The 17541-nt window shown below is 64.2% G+C and carries 14 protein-coding genes; 2 read left to right on the forward strand and 12 right to left on the reverse strand.

The window, feature by feature from the left end; all coding sequences use genetic code 11:
- Positions 1–2 precede the first annotated feature (2 nt).
- The 4 genes from RDV64_RS05210 to RDV64_RS05225 form a co-directional block, all read right to left on the reverse strand.
- The gene (locus RDV64_RS05210) at positions 3–1211 is read right to left on the reverse strand and encodes a mandelate racemase/muconate lactonizing enzyme family protein (RefSeq protein ID WP_309199434.1); all 1209 of its coding nucleotides are present in this window, start codon (positions 1209–1211) and stop codon (positions 3–5) included.
- 514 nt (positions 1212–1725) lie between these two features.
- A complete protein-coding gene (locus tag RDV64_RS05215) occupies positions 1726–2721 on the reverse strand; it encodes an HAD family hydrolase (RefSeq protein WP_309198218.1) in 996 nt (331 codons plus the stop codon).
- A gap of 71 nt (positions 2722–2792) precedes the next feature.
- Positions 2793–3635: a hypothetical protein gene (locus tag RDV64_RS05220; RefSeq protein WP_309198219.1), complete on the reverse strand. Its 843-nt coding sequence runs from the start codon at positions 3633–3635 to the stop codon at positions 2793–2795.
- A gap of 148 nt (positions 3636–3783) precedes the next feature.
- The gene (locus tag RDV64_RS05225) at positions 3784–5727 is read right to left on the reverse strand and encodes a cytochrome c3 family protein (protein WP_309198220.1); all 1944 of its coding nucleotides are present in this window, start codon (positions 5725–5727) and stop codon (positions 3784–3786) included.
- Between the two features lie 264 nt (positions 5728–5991).
- Between RDV64_RS05225 and RDV64_RS05230 the strand changes: the two genes are divergently transcribed.
- Positions 5992–7926: a mechanosensitive ion channel family protein gene (locus tag RDV64_RS05230; protein ID WP_309198221.1), complete on the forward strand. Its 1935-nt coding sequence runs from the start codon at positions 5992–5994 to the stop codon at positions 7924–7926.
- 11 nt (positions 7927–7937) lie between these two features.
- On the opposite strand, the gene RDV64_RS05235 is transcribed toward RDV64_RS05230, so the two are convergent.
- The 8 genes from RDV64_RS05235 to RDV64_RS05270 all read right to left on the reverse strand — a co-directional run bounded on the left by RDV64_RS05235 (position 7938) and on the right by RDV64_RS05270 (position 16167).
- Positions 7938–8990: an AraC family transcriptional regulator ligand-binding domain-containing protein gene (locus RDV64_RS05235; protein ID WP_309198222.1), complete on the reverse strand. Its 1053-nt coding sequence runs from the start codon at positions 8988–8990 to the stop codon at positions 7938–7940.
- Positions 8991–9198: 208 nt separating this feature from the next.
- Positions 9199–9924, reverse strand: coding sequence for a transporter (locus RDV64_RS05240; protein WP_309198223.1), 726 nt, complete (start codon positions 9922–9924; stop codon positions 9199–9201).
- 237 nt (positions 9925–10161) lie between these two features.
- On the reverse strand, positions 10162–11775 hold the full coding sequence (locus RDV64_RS05245) for a sulfatase-like hydrolase/transferase (protein WP_309198224.1): 1614 nt from the start codon (positions 11773–11775) through the stop codon (positions 10162–10164).
- Between the two features lie 366 nt (positions 11776–12141).
- Positions 12142–12366: a hypothetical protein gene (locus tag RDV64_RS05250; protein WP_309198225.1), complete on the reverse strand. Its 225-nt coding sequence runs from the start codon at positions 12364–12366 to the stop codon at positions 12142–12144.
- Complete coding sequence (locus RDV64_RS05255) at positions 12366–13175, reverse strand: DUF2092 domain-containing protein (protein ID WP_309199435.1); 810 nt, start codon at positions 13173–13175, stop codon at positions 12366–12368. Before RDV64_RS05255 ends, RDV64_RS05250 begins: the two co-directional genes overlap by 1 nt.
- 264 nt (positions 13176–13439) lie before the next feature.
- Complete coding sequence (locus RDV64_RS05260; RefSeq protein ID WP_309198226.1) at positions 13440–14825, reverse strand: MFS transporter; 1386 nt, start codon at positions 14823–14825, stop codon at positions 13440–13442.
- A 1-nt stretch (position 14826) separates the two neighbouring features.
- Positions 14827–15147 (reverse strand): metal-sensing transcriptional repressor, encoded by a 321-nt coding sequence (locus RDV64_RS05265; protein ID WP_309198227.1) that lies wholly within the window; start codon positions 15145–15147, stop codon positions 14827–14829.
- An 87-nt stretch (positions 15148–15234) separates the two neighbouring features.
- Positions 15235–16167: a LysR family transcriptional regulator gene (locus RDV64_RS05270; protein ID WP_309198228.1), complete on the reverse strand. Its 933-nt coding sequence runs from the start codon at positions 16165–16167 to the stop codon at positions 15235–15237.
- Between the two features lie 387 nt (positions 16168–16554).
- Here RDV64_RS05270 and RDV64_RS05275 point away from each other — a divergent pair, with 387 nt between their 5' ends.
- Complete coding sequence (locus RDV64_RS05275) at positions 16555–17538, forward strand: TRAP transporter substrate-binding protein (RefSeq protein ID WP_309198229.1); 984 nt, start codon at positions 16555–16557, stop codon at positions 17536–17538.
- Positions 17539–17541 lie beyond the last annotated feature (3 nt).

Below are 17541 nucleotides of genomic sequence, written 5' to 3' on the forward strand. Positions count from 1 at the left end.
CTCTAGTGCTCTCCCGTCCGCTTCAGCCGCAGGCGGGATCGGCGGCGACCGCGGGTTTGAAAATAAACGCATTCATCAAAGGTGCCCTCTTCGTAGGCGCCTTCGTTCTTCGGTACATCGGTGACGTTCCGTGCACTCGGATATTTCTCGATCTCTTCTTCCACCAGCTCGACGCCGAGGCCCGGAGCATCCGGCACCGGCAAGGCACCATTCACAGCCTTCAGTACCGGCGACACGACCTCATACCGACCGGACCAGTCGAACTCGATCCGCTCCAGCATCAGGGCATTCGGAATGGTCGCCATCACGTGCAGCGCGGCGAATTCCGCCACCGGCCCCAGCGAGCCGGAGTGCGGCGCCATGGTGATGAACTGGGCTTCGGCCATCGCCGCCATCTTGCGCATCTGCGTGATGCCGCCGGCGCGCCCCGTGTCGGGCTGGATCACGTCGACGAGCTGCCGGTCGATGTAGGGCCGGATCCCCCAGATCGTGCTGACCCGCTCACCCGCTGCCAGCGGAATATCGACCGCATCGCGCACCTTCGCCAGCGCATCGAGATTTTCCGGGGCGACCGGATCTTCGTAAAACAGGAGGTCGAGCGGTTCCAGTTCGCGGCCCACGAGGATCGCATCGCGGGTGGTCATCCAGGACGGGCCGTGCGCGTCGACCATCAGATCGACGTCCGGCCCCACCGCGTCGCGGATAGAGGCGACGAGATCGAGATTCACAGCGCCCGTGAAGCTGACCTTTGCCGCTTTGTAGCCGCGATCAATCAGTTCGCGCGCCCGTTCCGGCGTCGTGGCATGACCGTAGACGGGGATGGTGTCGCGGAAACGGCCGCCGAGCAGGTTCCAGACCGGCTGACCCAGCACTTTCCCCTTGATGTCCCACAACGCCATTTCGATGCCGGTCAGCGCACCGCCGCCGACGGTGCCGGTCATGCCGTGCCCCATCGCGCCGATGTATAGGCGATGCCACAGGCGGTCGATGTCGCGCGGGTCCTCGCCGACGAGGAGGTGGGCGAAATCCTGCACCGCCCTTTCAATCACCCGAGGCCAGCCCGAGCATTCGCCGATGCCGGAAACACCCTCGTCGGTCTCGATCCTGACGAACAACCAGTTGCGCGAGCCGCGAAAGGAGCCCTCAGCGGTGGCAAGGCCCGGCCGCCCGCCAACCTGCATCAGATAAGTCTTGATCTCGGTAATTTTCACAGGAGCGCCCTCAGGTTTTTTTTTCTTGGTATCGGCAGTGCAGACAGCCTCGGCATCGCCGGGTTCGACGATCCTTCCACGATACATGACCGCGAGGCGGTTGCAGAAACAGCGGATCACCGCAACGTCATGGCTGGTCGGGATGAAGCTGAGGCCGAGCCGCGCCTGAAGGTCGAGGATTGGCGTGCGCAGGCTCGCAGTTGCGCCGGTGCCGCGGACGATCACCGGGACCCGGATCAGCGCGGCTGGGCCGGCGGGCATCGCAAACGACCAGGGCGCCACCTGACGTTCTTCGGCAATCAGGCGCGAGACTTCAGGACCGAAGTCGATGGCGGCGACCTCTGCGCGGGACGAGGGTTACTCGCCCCAAACGCCGCGCGATCGAGCGTCATTCCGGTTGGGCCTGGACGACCTTCGATGATGCTGCCTGTTTACAGGCTTCGGGCTGACCTGCCCCATGAGCGGAACACCGCCATACGGGCTCCGCTTCTGCGTTCGGCGCGCAGGACGCCGCTCACTCGGCGGGAAACACCTTCGTCCAGTCGTTCTTCATGCTGATGAGGTGCCAGCCTTCGGTGGGGGCCGCGTCGAGCGCCTTGGAGAGTTTGCCGAAATGGGAGTCGCGGTCGTAGGCGAACTCGCGGGCGGCATCGTCGTGGTGGACGATCATGCCGAGCCGCCGGCCCTCGCCGCCCGTGGTCCAGGCCAGCATCTCGAAATCACCGTCGGAATTGCCGAACGCTGCAATCGGCCGCTTGCCGATGTGGTTCTGGATCCCGACCGGCTTTCCCGGCCCGTCATCAACAAAATCCACCGCATCCAGACGCTGGAGCGACGGACCTGCATCGCCCGCCACGTATTTCAGCTTCACCGACGATCCGACGACGTTCCGCGGCCCGATGCCGTAGACCGCTTCTGTCCACGGACGCATGAAGGCAATCCCGCCGCCCGAGACGATGAAGACCTCGAACTCATTGTCCTTGAGGTAATTCACCAGCTCCAGCATCGGCTGAAAGATCATCTCGGTGGCAAGCTTGCCGGTTTTCGGGTTCTTCGCCGTCTTGATCCAGTCCGAGACGATCGACGCGAATTCATCCGTCGTCATGCCCGAATGGGTCGCGCCGATGATTTCGAGCACGCCTTTCTTGCCGCTGGCAGCAATCCCGGCGACATCGCCCGCAAGAACGGACTTGAACGGCTCGGTCGTCTTCCACTCGGGGTGCTGGGGCGCCAGTGCCTTCACCCGGTCCAGTGCGAACTGGAGCTGAACGTACATCGGCTGCTCGCTCCACAACGTCCCGTCATTGTCGAATGTCGCGACGCGGTCTTCGGGAGCAACATAGTCCGGCCCGCCATCGGTGGTGACGGCGCCCACGAACTCGAGGATCGCCTGCTTGTTGGGGCCATCGTTCCAGGAGGGAAGCGGATCGTCCGCCGCCAGGGCGGGGAAGGAGAATGCGAGAACCGCCGCAGCCGCGATCGCTCGCATCGCCGAAAGTTGGAATGCCATGCCGGCACCTCCTCAATCTTGTTGTTATCGCACGACGCTCGGTGCGGGCGCGGTGGCGTTCGCAGAAGCGGTCAGAAGCGCAGCGTGGCGCCGATCATGGGTCCGTGCATCTTCATGTCGAACTCGAACCCGTCGTCGTCATAGTCGACGCCAAGGCCGCGATAGCCGATCGTCGCGGAGAAATTATCGCCGACATCGTAGCTCAGCCCGCCGAGGACATCCCACGCGAAGGCAGACGAGCCGCCGCCGGCCAGCGCCGTGCCGGTCAGGTGGATGCGCTCGGTCAGCGCGAAGCGCCCCCTGACACCGGCCATCGCGTCGACCCAGGTCGCCTGGTCGCTGAAGGAGCGGCCATTGAGGAGGCCGCCCTTCAACGCGATGGTGTCTTCAACGTGCCAAAGGCGTGGGCCGCCGACGAGGTCGATCTGAACCCTCTCATCGTCGACGACGGCGTACCCCGCAAGGGCGGTCATCTCCAGCGTCTTCACCTTGAGATCGGCGCGATCGGCAAGAACCTGGAACGGCGTCGAGGCGCCGCTCGACATGCTGATGTAGATCAGGTCCGTCGACAGGCTGAACCGGCCGCGGCGCGCCTGTGAGGCGAGCATGACCGACATGTGAAGGTCTTTCAGGATGTCGCCGAAACGCATGTCCACATCGACAGGCGGCGCACCGAATGCAGAGGCGGTGCCCGAAAGGCTCGCCATCCAGAAATAGGGCGTCACGTCGAATGACCATTCCGGCGCAGGCGGCTTGGCTTCCGGCACGGGTTCAACGAGCACATCGGCAGCATCGGCGGGTGCGCCGGCAAGCATGCCAAGGATCAAGGCGAACGCCATCGCGCTGCCGCGCCTCGAAAACGCGCCCCGCCCATTGGCGGCAGGCGCCGTCCGACCGTCTTGTGTGAAGCGCATCGCGATCCCTCCCCGTCGTTGCGGAAATAGAGCAGTTTTTTGCATCCGGTGGAGATGAGGGTAGCGGGACGTCTCTCCGGACGGCTTGTCAAATTGCGTCAATCAAACATTGCACCACGAAATTGCTCGTTTTCGCGACATTTATACCTCAAAGAGGGCCATACTGCCGGCGCAACGCGCCAAGGTTCGGGTCGGCAGGGTTGGCATAGAGCGCATCGCGCAGCGTTTCCCGTGCGACTGGGATTTCGCCCATCGCAGCCGCAATCCGGACGAGCATCACCCAGGCCTCCACGCGCTGCGGATCCATGGTGACGACCTCCCGGAAAGCGTCGCGCGCGGCTTCGAATTCGCGGTTGGTCAACGCGATGCCGGCGCGCTGAAGCTGCGTCTCGGGGAAGTCGAGCCGGCTTGCGACTGCGCTTTTCCACTCGCCGTCCGCCCGCGCCAGCGCGTCGCGCGCTGCTTGCGGGATGGTCTCTGCCGGGATGCCTGCCAGGGCGCGTGCAGCGGCGATCCGTACGTTCCGCCGGGTGTCGTCAAGAAGGGGGGTCAGGCGACTGACGCGTTCGGCAGGCGCGGCCAACCGCTGCACCTCGGTGGCCGCGGCGCGCACCAGCGCATCGGGGTCGGCCAGCAACGCGGCGGACCGCGGCGCCGCTTCGGCGATGCCGGAGCGTGCGAGGAGCCAGAGCGCCGTGCCGCGCACGACGCCGGGCATCTCGCTGTTCTGCGCAAGGCTGAGGAGCGCCGCGGAGGCCTGCGCGGGATCGGCCTGGCCGGCCGCGAGGGTCGTGCCGTAGTGCGCGCCGCGGTTGTCGCTACCCGGAAACCAAGCGGCGATCTGACCAGCTGCCCACGCCGGATCACGGTCGGCATGACAGGTCGTGCAGGCGTCTGGCGCACCGGTCATGCCGGCGAGATCAGGCCGCGGGATGCGGAAGGAATGATCGGCCCGCCAGTCGTTGCCCATGTAGACGCGCTCGACCATGTGGCAGCTCTTGCACGCCGCCCCCGGTGTCCCCGCCTCGTGATGGGTGTGCGCGGGGCTGTCGTAGTCCGCCGGCACGATGGAGGGGAATTCCGGATTGCCGGCCGGGTTGTGGCACTGGGTGCAAACGGCATTGCCGGCCGCCTTCAGACGCGCCGCGTGCGGCTCGTGGCAATTGGTACACGTCACGCCCTTGGCATACATTTTCGACTGGAGGAACGAGCCGTAGACGTAGACCTCGTCCAGCGTCTGCCCATCGGCATGGTAAAGGCCGGGGAGGAGAAGGGAGAGGTTGTAGGCGTCGTCGAAGGGGGTGCCGGGCGGCGGCGTTCCCGCAGCCAGAGGCTCGCGGCGCGAGTGGCAGCCCGCACATTGCTCGATGGCGGCCGCCGGGTCGCTGGTATCGACGGGCAGGCCGGCGTTGGGCAGGTCGCCGGCGGCACCCTCGCCCGAAGCCGAGGCGACATGGATGCTGCCCGGCCCGTGACACGCCTCGCAGCCGACACCCTTCTCGACCTGTTTTGACGCGAACATCTTGGTCAGCGGATCGTAGTTCTTCTCGTAACCCGTCGCGTGGCAGACTGCGCAGCGGCCGTTCCATGTCTTGTAGGGGCCGGTCCAGTGCATCCCGTCATCCGGCGCGAGATTGCTACCGGCGTAGAGGTGAAACCAGCGCTCGGCCTCAGTGTCCCAGACGACATCGAAACTTTGCAGCCGGCCGGGCTCGGTCTCCAGCAGATATTGCTGGAGCGGCTCGATCCCCACGACCGAGTGGACCGGGTAATTGCGCCGGGAGCCATCCGCCTCGGTCACGTCCACTTCGTGGGTGCCGTCCGGACCGACCGAGAATCGAGCGATCATGTCTCCGTCGGTGAAACTGGTTCCGTCGAAATCGGCGACCACCGTTGCCGCGGACGGGTCCGTCCACGCGAGCGCATGGTGGGAGCCTTCCCAGCTGCGCGCAGCATCCTCGTGGCAGCCGGCGCATGCTTGCGACCCGACATAGCGCGCCGCCGGGACCTCCTGGGCAACGCCATCGAACGCCACGCCCGCAATGATGGCAAGAAGTCCGACGAAGAGGCCGAGCAGAATGATGCGATACACGGGCGACCTCACAAGAGCGGTTCGATGACGGGCGGCGGCGTCCAGATTCCGAGCATCGCCCGCAATCTATGTCGCGGCTTTTTCAGCGCTTGGCAATTTGCGTCACCGCCTTTGCGAACGTCGCCCGGCGTCTTCCATAGCGGCCTGACGCAAATTGCAAAGGGCAGACCTCAGAATTCGGCAACAGTTTCTCAGTTCAAGCAACAAATGGATCGTGACCGCGCTGTGTCAGACATTGTCATTACTGTCCCCGCGAACACGCCGGTGGAAGAACTTTCACGGATCCATGCGATTTTCCCCGAGGCGGGGTTCGTCGCCCCGGCGGCGGCCTCCGCTCCGCCGAGCCTGGACGATGCGTTCGCCGCGGCCGTGGTGGCGGCGAAATCCTTCCCCGCCGATCTCGCCAGCGCCATTGCAGCGGCCGGCGGCCTTACCCCGATCCTTTACATGCTGGCCGCAATCGCGGCGGGAATCGTGGCAGAATGGGTGGTCCGTCTCACGGCGCTGAGGGGCCTTGGCAAGGACGCGCCCGGCGCCGCCAGCGGGCGCTTGCGCGATCGTGCACCGCGCGCGGCGAGATATGTTGCCTCGCGGCTGATCGCGCTTGCGGTCTTCACCGTCGTGGCCTTCATGGCCGGGCGCCTCCTCCATCTCGACAGCGAGGCCCGCATTCTCGGCCGTGCCGTGATCATGGCGGTGGTTTTCGCGCGCATTCTTTATCTGTTTGTCTCCGTCAACGCCGCGCCGGCCGCGCCGCAACGCCGCCTGATGGGCTTTACCGACGCTGAGGCGCGGGTGGTCCAGCGCGCGGGTGTCGCCATCGCAATCGCGGTCGGCCTCATCGGAACGCTGCGCGGCTTCGTCACCATGGCGGTCGGCACACATGCCTCCGGCGAGCTTCCGCGCCTCGCGCTCGCGGTCGCGCTGGGGCTTGCGACGGTTCTCTTCTTCACCGCAATCCGCAGACCGCTCGGCAATCTGATCGGACGCTCCCTCGCCAGCGATGGCGAGGCGAAGCCGGGCTGGGGGACACGCATCGCGCGGCGGACGGTCTCGGTCTTCATCATCCTCGTCATTCTCGATGTGATGGTGAAGTGCCTCGGCGCCCTGGGCCTTCTGGGCGCAGCTGCTGCGTCCGGCGCAGGGTCCACCGTGTTTCTCCTCGTGCTCGCCCCGCTGGTGATTGCGGGGATCCGGATCTGGGTCAGCGAACTCGACGACAACGAGAAGACGCCGATGGTCCTTGCCGCCTTCGCGCTTGCGGAGGGCGCGGTGATCGTCGGCATCGCGTCGCTCCTGTTCACCGCCTGGGGGATCCAGCCCTTTGGCGAGACCGAGGCCACTGGGTTTGCCGCCGTCGTGCCGCGCATCATGGAAGCAGGCGTGATCGTCGTTGTCGGCGTTGCCGTGTGGCGGGCGATCCTCGGTATCCTCGGCGAAGCGCATGGCGATGACGCCGAGGACGATGCCGCCCCGGTCGAGCATGGCGAGATGGGTGGCGGTGGCGGCGACAGGATGGACACGATCCTGCCCATCCTGCGGGGCGCCTCGTTCGTGCTGGTGATCCTCGTGACGATGTTCACCGCGCTCACGTCGCTCGGCGTCAACATTGCGCCGCTGATCGCTTCGGCCGGTGTCCTCGGGCTCGCGATCGGCTTTGGCGCCCAGACCCTCGTCACCGACATCATCAGCGGGCTGTTCTACCTTTACGAAGATGCGCTCCGGGTCGGAGAATACATCGAGACCGATGCCGGCGGCGGCGCGGTCGAGCGGATCTCGCTGCGTTCGGCAACGCTGCGCCACTCGCGCGGCGCGCTCATCACGGTGCCCTTCTCCAAGATGGGGACCATCCGCAACAACAGCCGCGACTGGGCGGTGATGAAGTTCTCGTTCCGTGTTCCGGCCGACACCGACGTCGAGATGGTGCGCAAGCTGGTCAAGAAGGTGGGCGAGGAGATGGCGCTCAATCCGGAACTGAAGGACAGCATCATCGCACCGCTGAAATCGCAGGGTGCGATCTCGATCACCGGGCGGAGCTACGAAATCGGCTGCAAGTTCACCGCGGTTCCGGGCCAGCAGTTCGGGCTTCGCCGCCACGCCTTCGCAAAGCTGCAGAAGGCTCTCAAGGAAAAGGGTGTTTCTCTGGCGGGCCAGGATCTGGACCTGTCGCAGATCGCGAACCCCGCCAAGGCGGCATGAGCGTCGCCCCTTCAGTCTGCGCGCAAGGGTTGCCGATTCTGCCGGGTGCGGCTGGTGGCCTCCCGGTAGGTCGAGGGGGGACAGCCAACCTGCCGCCGGAATGCGCGGCTGAAGGTGGCATGATCTTCGTAGCCCAGAGAAAGCGCGATATCGACCATCGACAGTTCGGTGTCCTGCAAGAGGGCCTCGGCGCGCTTCTGGCGCGCGACATTGACGATCTCGCGGTAGGAGAAGCCCCCTTGCCGCAACCGCCGCTGAAGCCCCTGTACGCTGAGGCCGGCCATCTCGGCCGTGCCGTCGATGTCGGCGCGGCCATCGAGAAGACGCAGGGCCACAAGGGCCCCGATCGACCGCGCCGGCTCCGGCTGATCGGCAATCACCCCCTCCGCCACAACCTCTCGCATCGTTATCGGGGGTCTGTTTTGCGCCAGCGCGGTCTTGAGAGGCTCGGACAGATCGGTCGGCTTCAGGACAATGCCGATGCCGGGCTTTTCAAAAAAAACAGGAGCCTGCAGCTTCTCCTCGATCAGTCCGGCATCCGCATCGCGCTTGTAGTTGAGCTCGATGGCTTCGGGCTCCCAGTCGAGGCCCAGATATTGCCGGCAGAGCAGAAGCATCGGGCCGATGACGTGATCGGCATGCGTCTGGACACTGGCCTCGAAGGGCCGGATCGAATACCGCCAGATATAGCGCTCCCCGGTCCGATTGAGCGAAAGGCCGGCTCCGGTCTGATGCATCGGGAGGGTGGCGCAGAGACGTCTGATTGCGGTGGCGAGGTAAGGTGCCGTCGCGCCGTACTGCCTCCAGAGTCCGTAGGCATTCGCGGCCATGATCTGCCCCACTTCGAGGCCGAAGGCGCGGTCGCCGAGGATGCGGGCCGACCGATCGAAGAGCGCAACCATCGCGCTGAGCGGGATCGGCATTTGCGGCGAATCAATGACCGCGTACGGGATTTTCAACGACTCGAACGTTTTCAGAAACGCGTGCTCGCCAGCCCGTTCCTCAAGAAGGCGTGGCAGCGGGCCGAACCCGTTGGCCCGCGTGAGATCGACGGAAAATGCCAAAAAAAATCTTCCTTCGCTCGGTCAGACAATCACCCTCACCGGAAATGATGCATAAAATAACCTTTGAGATTTGTATATTGGGAAATAACCACCAGGAGACTGGCGGCTTCAGAAGAGATTCGGTTTGCCGAACGTTGCGCGGCGCTCCAGCATCGCGCTGAAACGCCGGCTCACCAGCAACACGCCGGTCGATGGTTTCCGGCCCGGCCTACTTCGGAAACAAGAGCGAGAAGTTGGCGCGCAGGCCCCAGTCCGGACCGTATTTCGGGCGGTTGACATACACGCGCCCACCAGCCTGAAAGCTCGCCGGCTGGTCTCCGATCGTGAAGACCTTGGTGTACTGGGCGTTGATCGGCACCGTCGCCTGCTCGCTGTTCCAGTTGTACGTGGTTTCGGTGTCGAGCGTCAGCGTCTGGCCACTTCCCAGCGCATAGGCCACGAATGGCTGCACGAAGGTGGCGTTGACTTCTGCATTCTTGTCCACGGACCAGATGTGGTTGGCGAGCGTGCCAAAGGTCCATCGCCCTTCCTGGATGAGTCCGACTGCTGTGGGGCCGATGCCGAATTGCCCGGTTCCGAGCAGCTTGTCCGTGGCCGTCGGCAGGTTGAACACGGGGCCGACGCCCCAGATCAGGCCACCCGGCCCTGGTGCGGTGGGCGATAAAAACAGGCTTTGCACGGTGTCGCCGATGCCGAACACGTCGCGGGGATAGATGTTGGTCTCCCACTTCACCGGGACGATCGTGCGGGAAATGAGATTCCAGCTCTCGTTGATCCGGATCGGGATGACGGGCTGGATGTTGAGCGTCTGGCTGACGCCGTCGCCATCGGGACCGATGCCAAAGTCGATGTTGTACTGGAACGGCACGCTGACGAGGCTGGCGATGGGGTTCGACAGCTGTTTGGCAAGCTCATCGGCCTTGTCCTGAGCCATTGCCGGCGAACTGCAAAGCAGCGCCGCCACAGCCGAAAGCATTGTGACGGAGAGAAGGGATCGGGGCGAGCGGCGGTTCGGACGCAGAGACATTTGAGAGCCTGTCATTTTGTTGCTGAAAAGGTTTGACGCAGGGCCATGCTTTCGAGGGCCCTGCGTCGCTTTTCGTGCTCATGAAAGGCAGCGTCAGAAACGCGGTCGCTGTTCAGCGAAGCCGCGTTTCATTCGGCATGCCGGTTACGGGGTCGGGCGACCGACGCCGCGTTCCTTGAGCATTTTCTCCACGCCACCGCGGACTTCGGGCGCCAGGTTGTAGAGCGCCGGGTTGTTGCCCACGAAGCCGATCTTGAACTGCGGCGGGAACTTCATCAGCTCGGCCATGTAGTCGCCCGAGGCCGACATCAGCGGCACGGTGGCCGGAATGTGCCGGATGCCGACGTTCACGTCTTCCTGCGGATTGGCGTAAAGGTTGAACATGACGGCGCCGCCGGTGTCGTGGAAGATGGTGCCGCTGAAGCCACCCCAATTACCCTTCTGCACGATCGAGTCCTGGATCTCGCCAGTGAACATGTACTTGAACTCGTCGATACGCATCGCGCCGAAGTACTGGTTGATGGTGTAGGGCCGGCTGCGGCGGTTGGATTCGCCGTCGTCTGCAAGAAGGAACGACATCTGGTCCACACCGTCGATGTAGGTCTTCTCGTCGAAGAGCTTGCCGATATCGCCGCCCTTGACGCCGGTGATCGACATGGCGGTCGGCAGGATGTCGGCGAAATCGAACAGGCCATCGGAACGGCGCGCCGGGATCATGTCCTTCCAGTAGGCGAAGGTCGGGACGCGAACGCCACCTTCCCAGTTGGAGCCCTTGCAGCCACGGAACGGCGTGCGGCCATGCGGCGGGATCTCGCATTCCGGACCGTTGTCCGAGGTCAGCAGGATCAGCGTGTTTTCGAGCTGGCCGGTTTCTTCCAGCTTGTCGACCAGAGAGCCGAACACGTCGTCCATTTCGACCATGCAGTCGGAGTACACGGTGTGCGCCGCGGACTTGCCGGCGTAGTCGTCGCTCGGATAGTTGTCGAAGTGGCAGCCGCGCGTGGCGTGATACAGGAAGAACGGATCGTCCGCGTCTTTCTGCTTCTCGATGAAGTCGAGGCTGACGTCCTTCCAGTGCTGGTCGAGATCCTTGATGTAATCCAGGTCGATCAGCTTGCCGTCTTCACACTTCTCGGTGTCCGCCGCGGTGCAGTGGACTTCGTTGTGGTTGAACTCGTCCTCAACCATCATGTCGAAGCGGGACGGGGACAGCGCGATTTCCGGGTTCAGGTAGATATCGCGCCACTCGGTGTACATGTCCGACACGCCGAGGAAGCCGACATAGTCGTCGTAGCCGACGTTCTGCGGCAGCGAACCCTTGTTCTCGCCCATGTGCCACTTGCCGACGCCTTGGGTCGTATAACCCTTGTCCTTCAGGAGCTTGGGCAGCGTGGTCGCACCGTCGAGGCCACCGGACTCGCCGTACATCGGCGGCCGCAGGATGCCGTGGTGCAGCGGGTTCTGGCCGGTGTGGATGGTCGCGCGGCTCGGTGAGCAGGAGGGGGTGGAGTAGGCGGAAGTGAGCAGGAGGCCGTCTTCTGCCAGCTCGTCCATGTTCGGCGTGGCGTTGCCGACGGCGACACCACCGCCGTTGAAGCCCATGTCCATCCAGCCCACGTCGTCGAGCAGGAAGACCATGATGTTCGGCTTCTTGCCGGTCTTGGCTTCCAGCGCTTCGAGCTTGGCCACTGCGGCCTTGTCCTGATCGGGACGCTGCAGCGCGGGGTACATGTTGTCGGCCGGTTTCACACCCTTCATGTGGAGCGAGAATCCCGGGTAGTCGAAGCCCTTGGCCGAGGTCGGCCCGGTCGTCGAGCCACGGGGATTACCGGCATCCTGTGCAATTGCTGCAGCAGGCACCAGAACGGCAAGTGAAAGCGCAGCGGCAAGACCCCGCGCGCCCCAGGCTGCACCCGTTCCAGATGTTCGGCTACGAAGCCGATCATTCTGCAATAAACAGTGCCTCATCTATTCCTCCTTGAGTGGAACTTTTGGCCATTTCTCTCGAAACAGCTTTACTGGATCGGCAACGTTACGGATTCTTCGATGCCGAATACGGCCAACAGAAAGTTCGCCGCATAAAGTGTGCCGCTACCGAGCCGAGGGCTGTCCCCGTCCGCTCGGTCAGCAGCCGTACATGCGGCGGGCGCAGCGGCGGATCGTGCGCCGTGTGGTACGGCGCGCCACGCCTGCGACGCTCAACGGCGTGAGAGGCCGCCCGACGATTGCGTGAGCTGGCCCGACAATGCTGCTCACCCCGGGAACCGACACTCCGGTGCCGTTCTCCATGACGCTGGCCACGAGCAGGATCGACAAGGCGAAGAGGCTGACGCGCGTCTTGACGGTCATCACTGGTCTCCAAGTTTGAAGTGGGACGGAATCTCGTTGGCGAGGGCGCGCAGTTCTTCGAAGCTGACCAACGTCGCGTCGTCCATCGCGTCGAAGGTGAAGGCGGCTTCGGCGACCTTGCCGCCGGTCGCCCAGTCGTCGAAATCGATCTGGTAGCGCGGTGCGCCTTCGATATCCTCCGACGTGATGACGTACCGGCACGGCAGGGGGCGGTCGCCCTGCGCCACGAAGATCTGCCAGTCGACAGTTTCGGTCCGAAGCGCGATGTGGTCGCACATCACGCCGCCGATCACGCCCGCGCCGAGATCCTTGACGTCGGTGACGCCGTCCATCAGCACCGCATAGGGATCTGCGACCAGAATGTCGGCGCCGGGGACCGGAAAGCCGTACTGGTCATGCAGGACGTCGAGCAACTGCTCGACGCTGCCGGAATATTCAGCCGTCGCGTAGGCGTCGGCGTTTCTGCCGGCGACCGTCACATCCGTCCCGTCGAACATCATTTCGACATCGGAAAAGCCACCGGTCCGGGTCGCGTGAAGACGACCGTCGCGATCGAAAGCGACCCCGCCAGACGACGCGATGCTGACGACCTGCCCCTCGTCCGTTACGACATCGAGCGCCGTGTCATACGCAAAGGCGATTGATGTCTGAGACACCAGCGTATCCGACATCTTTCTCAGGATCTTTTTTGCTTCGGCGCTTTCCGCGAAAACTGGTTGGCTGCCAGCGGCAACAAACATGGTCGCCAGAATTACGCCAGTTGTGATCGTCGATGCGGCAGGTCGGAGTTTTATGCTGCTTTTTGACATGGGCCTTGCACGTTCCAGACAATGCACCCGGATTCATCGAACCAGGTTTGCAAGCATCATCCAAAGGCCCTGGCAGGGCGAATGCCTTTGCATATTGCGTCGAGCAGCCGATATTTTTCGAATTGGTGCGCAGAAAACCGCCGCTCCGGTCAGCGCGGCGGGTGCGACCCTGCCACTGCTGAAGCGTTGCTATGAGCGGACGTTCTGCGTTGGCGCCCGAGACCCGGCAGCCGCTCCTGGAGGGATGCTGCCCACGTCCCCGAACTATCGGCCGGCGGGCCACACCGGGTGGTGATCGTCGATGACGAATGGGTGGGCGTGCCGGACCGGCCGATGGCGGTGCCAGTCCGTCGACAGCTGGTCGATGGCGCTGGCGCCGTGGTGAACGTCGTCAGCAAAATCGTGACTGTGCTCGACGGCATCGTGAAAATGGTCGATTACATCGGGATCGTGTCGCGGCCACAGAACCGCGGCCGCCGCGGTGCCGAAAATTGCACCGAGCGCCATCACAATGAATGTCGGCCCCAGACCGAAGCTCGATCCAAGCCAACCGGCCACAGGGTATGTGATGAGCCAACAGGCATGCGAAAGGGCAAACTGCGCGGCATAGAGCGTGGGGCGGTCTTCGGCATGGGACGAACGGCGCAGCAGCAGCCCCGCCGGCGTCTGGATCAGCGATGCGCCGATCCCCATCACGCCCCACAACCCTGAGATGGCCACGAGGCTGGACGATGCGCTGGCGAGCACGAGCGCCACCGGGAGGATCGCGCTGCCGGCCAGCATCACCGTCCGTGGCGCGAATTGTGGCTGGTCCTGAGGGCCGCCGAAGAGAAGGCGCGGCAATGCGAGCGCCACAACCATGGAGCCAAGCCCGTACGCGGCAAACGCGATCGCGACGTCACCGTCGCTGCCACCCAGTTCGCCCTTCACCAGAACGACGGTGTTGACGATCACCATCGCGCCCGCCGAAGCGAGCGCGAAATTGAGCGCAAGCAGCCCCCGTAGCCGGGGCGTGGCGAGATAGATCCAGCTGCCGCGCGTCAGCCGCCGCAAGAATGGCTTGGCGGAGTTCTTGCCGCGCACCGCGGGCAGCGCAACGGACGCGACCAGCGCCGCGGATGCGAGAAAGCCGAGCGCATTGCCCACGAACAGCCAGTGGAAGCTCACCAGCGTGAGCAGCGCGCCCGCCACCATCGGGGAGACGAGCGATTCCAGATCGTAGGCGAGACGGGACAACGAAAGCGCGTTTGTGTAGGCGCGTTCGTCGGCAAGAACCTCCGGAATGGTGGCCTGAAAGGTTGGAGTGAAGGCTGCCGAACAGGCCTGGAAGGCGAACACCAGCCCGTAGACCTGCCAGAGTTCGGTCACGAATGGCAGAAAAAGGACCATCGCCGCGCGGGCAAGGTCGAGTCCGACAAGGAAGGCGCGGCGCGGCACACGGCCGGCGAGCGCACCCGCAATCGGCGCGATCCCGACATAGGCGATCATCTTGAGTGCGAGCGCGGTGCCCAGAACGCGCCCCGCATCCGCGCCGGCAAGATCGTAGGCGAGCAGCCCGAGCGCGACGGTCGTCAGCCCCGTCCCCAGAAGCGACAGCACCTGCGCGGCGAAGAGATGACGATAAATGCGGTTGTCGAGAACGGACAGCATCTCAGAGGTACCGCGTGATTGCTTTGAACTCGGCCAGATCGGCGCCCTGCCCTTCGCCGCTGCTGCGGACCGCAGCATCGAGGCAATTGTCGATATGATCCTCGATCAACACGCGCCGGGCCCGACTGAGTGCCTTTTCCACCGCATGAAGCTGCTGCGCGATGTCCACACAAGGCCGCTCCGCCTCGATCATTCCGACAACGGCCGCGAGGTGCCCGTGCGCCCGCTTCAGCCGCTTGATGACCAGCGGGTGGCTCGTGTGCTGATGCCCGGCGGGCTGCTCGCCGGCAGTGAGGGGTGTGTTCGCGGGCTGTTTCTTCATGCCGCGGATATATCCCCCCAGGGGGGATATGGGAAGCCCCTGGTTGCGGGTTTCAAGCGACCGCCCGCGGTCGGTGCGCGCGCATCACTAGGGAAGCGCGTGGGCACTGCGCATCCTTGTGCCTTCCTCACCAAAATAGTGCCGCACATGGTCCAGAAGGACGGAGACCGCAGGGCGCCGCCGCGCGCGGTGCGACGTGAGGATCGCCACCTCCGTCGGCTCGCGGGTCCCGCTGAGGGGAACCATCGACACCCGGCCGCCGTCGTAGGTGTAGGGCGTATCGGGCAGTGCGTTGTGCAGCGTGTAGCCGCGCCCGTGGGCCACGAGACCTCGCAACAGCTCGGTGGAGCGAGAGCGGTGGGCGATCTGTGGCTGCACCCCCTCCGCGGAGAAAAGGCGCAGGAAATAATCGCGCGAATGGGGCAGATCGAGGAGCAGGAACGGCTCGCCTGCCAGTGCTTTGAGGTCCACTGCGGGCGACCCTGCCAAGGGGTGGCGGGCGGCCAGCACGGCATGGGGATGGAGACGCTGCAATGGCTCCACCGTCACATCGCCCGGGACCGCCAACGTGTAGGACAGCGCCACCTCGATCCGGCCTTCGGCGAGGCCCGCGAGGAGCTCGTCCTGATCGCCCTCGTGCAGCACGACCACAATGCCCGGATGAAGCTCCGCCAGCGAACCGAGGAGCTGGGGCATGTAGCGGATTGCAAGGCTCGGGAACGCACCGACCACGACCTCGCCGGTCAGCCCTTCGCCCAGCTCGCTGACCATCTGCGAAAAATCCTGCGCATGGGTCAGCAGCATGCGCGCCTCGCGAACGATACGCTCGCCGGCCGGGGTCAGCATCACCCCGCGCGCGTGCCGGCGGATGAAGATCTGGACCGCAAACTTCTCCTCGAACTGCGAAATGGCAGCGGAAATGGATGGTTGCGATACATTGAGCCGCCGCGCCGCCTCGGACACGTTGGCGCATTCCGCGGCCGCAACGATGTAGGACAGCCCGCGCAGGGACGCGTTCATCAGGTTCGCCAATCCAGTTGCGATTTGCCATTGGCAGACGCTATCGCCCGTAGCAATTTTCGCGCCAACGCAGCTAAACGCCTCAACTTAGCAGTGATTTCGGACCAACAATCAGTCGAACGCCCAATTCGCGCCCTATTGTTAGGCAATTTCTGCGTAATTATTGCGCCAATCAACTCTATCTACTTCATCAGGAAAAGCGATAACGGAGATTATCTTCATCGTTTCGGCGCAAATCATCGAATTCAGCGCGTTGTCGCATTTGCATTCTTCAATGAGATGCTGAAGCGTCGGTGGTGTGAGTGGCAACCGGCGAAGGCTTCTTCGCGGAAGCTCGTTCCGGTCTGGGGCCGCGCACAGACACAATCCAACGACGGAGTGAGATCAATGCGCAAGTTTGCGACCCTTACCGCGGCCGCCCTGGTGGCCGGTGCCCTCGGGATGGCTGGCGCGCAAGCGCAGACACCGCTCCGCCTTTCGGTGGAAACGCCGCAGGGCGAGCCGCTGAACTTCATGCTGCGCTCCTTCGCCGAAGCGCTTGAGGAAGAGGCGCCGGGCGCATTCGACGTGGAGATCTTCGACGGCGGCGTTCTTGGCGACGAAATCGCCCAGATGGAGCTGGTCCGCGCCGGCCAGGTCGACGTGGTGCCGATGGGTTCCGACGTGGTCGAGATCGACGATCATTTCGCCCTTTTCGATGCACCGTTCTTCTTCCCCGACGCAAAGACGGCACGCACCGCGCTCGACGGTGAACTGGGCGCCATGTACGCCGAGAGCCTGCTCGAGCGCACCGGCCTGAAGCTTCTCGCCTTTGGCGAACTCGGCTTCCGGATGATCACCAACAACGTGCGCCCTGTGGTGGTGCCGGCGGATCTGGACGGGCTCAAGCTGCGCACGCCCGGCTCCTCCACCCGCATCATGGCCTTCGAAACGCTGGGCGCTGCCCCCACGCCGATGAACCTTGGCGAAGCCTACCTCGCCATGCAGCAGGGTGTGCTCGACGGGCAGGAAAACCCCTTCGGTACCATCCGCGAAATGTCGTTCCACGAGGTGCAGAAATACCTGTCCCTCTCGCGCCACGTCTATACGCCGATCACGCTCGTCATGAATGCGAAGACCTGGGACGGCCTCAGCGCCGAAGAGCAGGACGCCGTGATGGCGGCGGCAGAAACGGCCAAGGAAGCCTCCCGCGCACAGTCGGATGACAACACCGCCAGCCTGCTCGACGAGTTCAAGGCCGCCGGCATGGAAGTCAACGAGATCGACCTTGCCGCCTTCAAGGAAGCCGTGCCGCCGATCTACGACGAAATCGGCAGCATTGTCGGCCCGGACTTCATGGACAAGGCAACCTCCACCATCGAAGGGAACTGAGCG

Source organism: Acuticoccus sp. MNP-M23 (assembly GCF_031195445.1).
Lineage (GTDB): Bacteria > Pseudomonadota > Alphaproteobacteria > Rhizobiales > Amorphaceae > Acuticoccus.